Annotated in this window: 3 protein-coding genes; 2 read left to right on the top strand and 1 reads right to left on the bottom strand. The window is 74.5% G+C overall.

Annotation, left to right across the window (positions count from 1 at the left end; translation table 11 throughout):
- Positions 1 to 158 precede the first annotated feature (158 nt).
- Positions 159 to 1,346 carry an alpha/beta hydrolase gene (locus F8274_RS30085; protein ID WP_225854042.1) on the top strand — a complete coding sequence of 396 codons (1,188 nt, stop codon included), beginning with the start codon at positions 159 to 161 and terminating at the stop codon, positions 1,344 to 1,346.
- Between the two features lie 65 nt (positions 1,347 to 1,411).
- Here F8274_RS30085 and glmS read toward each other — a convergent pair whose 3' ends face one another.
- Positions 1,412 to 3,325 (bottom strand): glutamine--fructose-6-phosphate transaminase (isomerizing), encoded by a 1,914-nt coding sequence (glmS, locus tag F8274_RS30080; RefSeq protein WP_151465721.1) that lies wholly within the window; start codon positions 3,323 to 3,325, stop codon positions 1,412 to 1,414.
- 148 nt (positions 3,326 to 3,473) lie between these two features.
- Here glmS and F8274_RS32175 point away from each other — a divergent pair.
- A partial coding sequence (locus F8274_RS32175) for a hypothetical protein (RefSeq protein ID WP_151465720.1) occupies positions 3,474 to 3,665 on the top strand: 192 nt, incomplete at its 3' end.

The raw sequence follows: 3,665 nt of genomic DNA, 5'->3' as shown, positions 1-3,665 counted from the left end.
CCGGTCACCGAGCCGGGTCTGGTGGTGCCGGCCGACGGCTGGCGGGCCGGGATGGCGCTGGCCGAGGTGGAGGCGGCGGTGCAGCGCTGGTGCGGGTCGCTCGCCGCCCGGGTGGCGGCCACCGCCGGGCCCACCACCCATGCCGGGCGGTGGCGCAGGTGGGCACCGAGATCCGGGGCGCGCTGGCGCTGGCCGGGGCGGCGGACCGGGAGGCGGCGCGCCGGCTGGCGGAGCTGGCGACGGCGGCCGTGACCGGCTGGGTGAGCGCCCCGCCGGCCTGGCGACCGCCACCCGGTGCCGGGCCGGCCGAGGTGAGCCGGTGGTGGGCCGGCCTCACCCCCGCCGAGCGCCGGTGGCTGGTCAGCCGCGAGCCGGACCGGGTCGGCCGCCTCGACGGGGTGCCCGTGGCGGCCCGGGACCAGGCCAACCGGCTGCTGCTGACCCGGCGGCGGGCCGAGCTGGTAAGACGGCGCGCCGGGCTGCTGCGCCCGTTTCCGGCCGGGCCGTTCGAACTGGCCCGGCTGGCCGCGGTGGAGGCGGCGTTGCGCGGCCTCGACGGGCTCGGCGAGCGGCTGGCCGCACCCGGCGCGCCGCGGGCGTACCTCCTGGGGTTGGACCCGGCCGGGGACGGTCGGGCCGTCGTGGCGCTCGGCAACCCGGACCGGGCCGGCGCGGTGCTGACCTACGTGCCGGGGATGACCGCGGGCCTCGCCGACTCCCCGGGCGAGCTGGGCCGGGCCGCCCGGGTGCTGGACCGGTGCGCGGCGATCGACCCGGGCACGGAGGCGGCGGCCGTGCTCTGGCTGGACTACGACGCGCCGGATTTCCTGCCCGAGGCGGCGCGCGGGCGGCAGGCCGAGGACGCCGGGCCGGCCCTGCACCGGTTCCAGGAGGGGCTGCGCGCCTCGCACGAGGGGCCGCCCGCCCGGCAGACCGTGCTGGGGCACAGCTACGGCTCGGTGGTGGTCGGCACCGCGGCCCGCGACCACGGGCTGAGCGCGGACGCCCTGGTCTTCGTGGGCTCTCCCGGAGTGGGCGTCGACCGCGCGGCCGAGCTGCGGATGCCGGCCGGCCAGGTCTGGGCCGCCACCGCGCCGGACGACGTGATCCGGCTGGCCCGGCCGCCCGACGAGCTGGCCCGCCGGGCGGTGCTGGCCGGCACGCCGCTCGGTCCGGCGGCCGCGCTGCTCGATCCGCACGGCGACCGGCTCTGGTTCGGCGAGGACCCGGGCTCTCCCGGCTTCGGCGGCCGGCGCTTCCCGAGCGGGCCGCACGGGCACGCGGGCTACTGGGACCGCGACAACCCGGCGCTGGACGGGATGGCCCGGATCATGCTGGGCCGATGACCGCGCGGGGGCCGGAAACGTCGCGGCCCCTCCGCCGTGGGACGGAGGGGCCGCGACCGGGTCGACTACTCGACGGTGACCGACTTGGCCAGGTTCCGGGGCTGGTCGACGTCGTGGCCACGGGCGGCGGCGATCTCGGCGGCGAGCACCTGGAGCGGCACCGTGGTCACCAGCGGGGCCAGCAGCGTCGGCGTGCGCGGCACGTAGATCAGGTGGTCGGCGTAGCGGACCACCGCCTCGTCGCCCTCCTCCGCGATCACGATGGTGCGGGCGCCCCGGGCGCGCACCTCCTGAATGTTGGAGACGACCTTGTCGTGCAGCATGCCGCGGCCGACCGGCGACGGCACGATGCAGATCACCGGCGTGCCCTCGTCGATCAGCGAGATCGGGCCGTGCTTCAGCTCACCGGCGGCGAAGCCCTCGGCGTGCATGTACGCCAGCTCCTTGAGCTTCAGCGCGCCCTCGAGGGCCACCGGGTAGCCCACGTGCCGGCCGATGAACAGCACGGTCGGCTCGGACTTCAGCTCGCGGCCCAGCTCGCGGACCGGCTCGATCCGGTCGAGCAGCTCGCGCAGCTTGCCCGGCATCTCCTGGAGCTGGGCCACCACGGCGCCGACCTCGTCGGCGAACTTGATCCCGCGCACCTGGGCCAGGTGCAGCCCGATCAGGTAACACGCGACAACCTGGGTGAGGAACGCCTTGGTGGACGCGACCGCGATCTCCGGGCCGCCGTGCGTGTAGAGCACCGCGTCGGACTCGCGCGGGATGGTGGAGCCGTTGGTGTTGCAGATGGCCAGCACGCGGGCTTTCTGGTCCTTGGCGTGGCGCAGTGCCATGAGGGTGTCCATGGTCTCGCCGGACTGCGAGATCACCACGATCAGGGTGGACCGGTCCAGCACCGGGTCGCGGTAGCGGAACTCGCTGGCCAGCTCCACCTCGCAGGGGATGCGGGTCCAGTGCTCGATGGCGTACTTGGCGACCAGGCCGGCGTGGTAGGAGGTGCCGCAGGCCACGATGAAGATCTTGTCGACGTCGCGCAGGTCCTGCTCGCTGAGGCGGACCTCGTCGAGCGCGATCTCGCCGCTCTCGGTGAGCCGGCCGAGCAGCGTGTCGGCGATGGCCTGCGGCTGCTCCTCGATCTCCTTGAGCATGAACCAGTCGTAGCCACCCTTCTCGGCGGCCGACGAGTCCCAGTCGATGTGGAAGTCCTTGCCGCTCGCGGGCTGGCCGGCGAAGTCGGTGATCTCGATGCTCTCCGGGGTGATCAGGACGATCTGGTCCTGCCCCAGCTCGACCGCGTCGCGGGTGTGCTCGATGAACGCGGCCACGTCGCTGGCCAGGTAGTTCTCGCCCTCGCCGCGGCCGACCACGAGGGGCGAGTTGCGCCGCGCGCCGACCACCGCGCCGGGGATGCCGGCGTCGACGGCGAGCAGCGTGAAGGCGCCCTCCAGCCGCTGGCAGACCAGCCGCATGGCGGAGGCGAGCAGCTGCGGGCTGTCGACCTCGCCGGCCGAGCGCAGGTCGGCCAGCGAACGGGCGAGCAGGTGCGCGGCGCACTCGGTGTCGGTGTCGCTGGTGAACTCGACGCCGTCGGCCTCCAGCTCGGCGCGGAGCTTCGCAAAGTTCTCGATGATGCCGTTGTGGATCACGGCGACCCGGCTGTCCGGGGAGAGGTGCGGGTGGGCGTTGCGGTCGGTCGGGCCGCCGTGGGTGGCCCAGCGGGTGTGGCCGATGCTGGTCGTGCCGTCGCCGATGCCGATCGGGCTGGCGGCGCAGGACTCGGGGTCGGAGGCGGCGCGCTCGGCGAGAACCTTCTCCAGGTTCGCCAGCTTGCCGGCCTTCTTCTCGATCAGCAGCTCGTCGTCGCAGACGACGGCGACGCCCGCCGAGTCGTAGCCGCGGTACTCCAGCCGCCGCAGTCCGTCCAGCACGATGCCGAGCGCCGGGCGCGCACCGGCGTAACCCACGATTCCACACATGGTCCGCAGCCTAACCCAGTTTCGCTCACCACGTGTGCTCGGAAGTCGGGTAAACGATCACTGAATTTGAGCGAACTGGTGAGCGGATGGCGAGGATCGGACAAACCTCGCACGCGGTGCGGCCGTCCGGGGGCTCGGTCCCCCATCGATGACGGACGACCTGCACGCACGAGGACGCACCATCTGGTCGCCGGGCCGTACATTGAGGGCCCCCGGTCGGGGCGACGCCTCCGACCCCGAGTCCTGCGCCGCCAGCCCGATCGGCATCGGCGACGGCACGACCAGCATCGGCCACACCCGCTGGGCCACCCACGGCGGCCCGACCGACCGCAACGCCCAC

The sequence above is a fragment of the Micromonospora sp. AMSO31t genome (genome assembly GCF_008868175.1).
Classification (GTDB): Bacteria; Actinomycetota; Actinomycetes; order Mycobacteriales; family Micromonosporaceae; genus Micromonospora.
Note: the sequence above shows the minus strand (reverse complement) of the source record. Positions and strands in the feature narration are given on the sequence as shown.

Coding starts and splice junctions, on each gene's coding strand:
- glmS (WP_151465721.1), bottom strand. CDS start 3,325: ATGTGTGGAATCGTGGGTTACGCCGGTGCGCGCCCGGCGCTCGGCATC.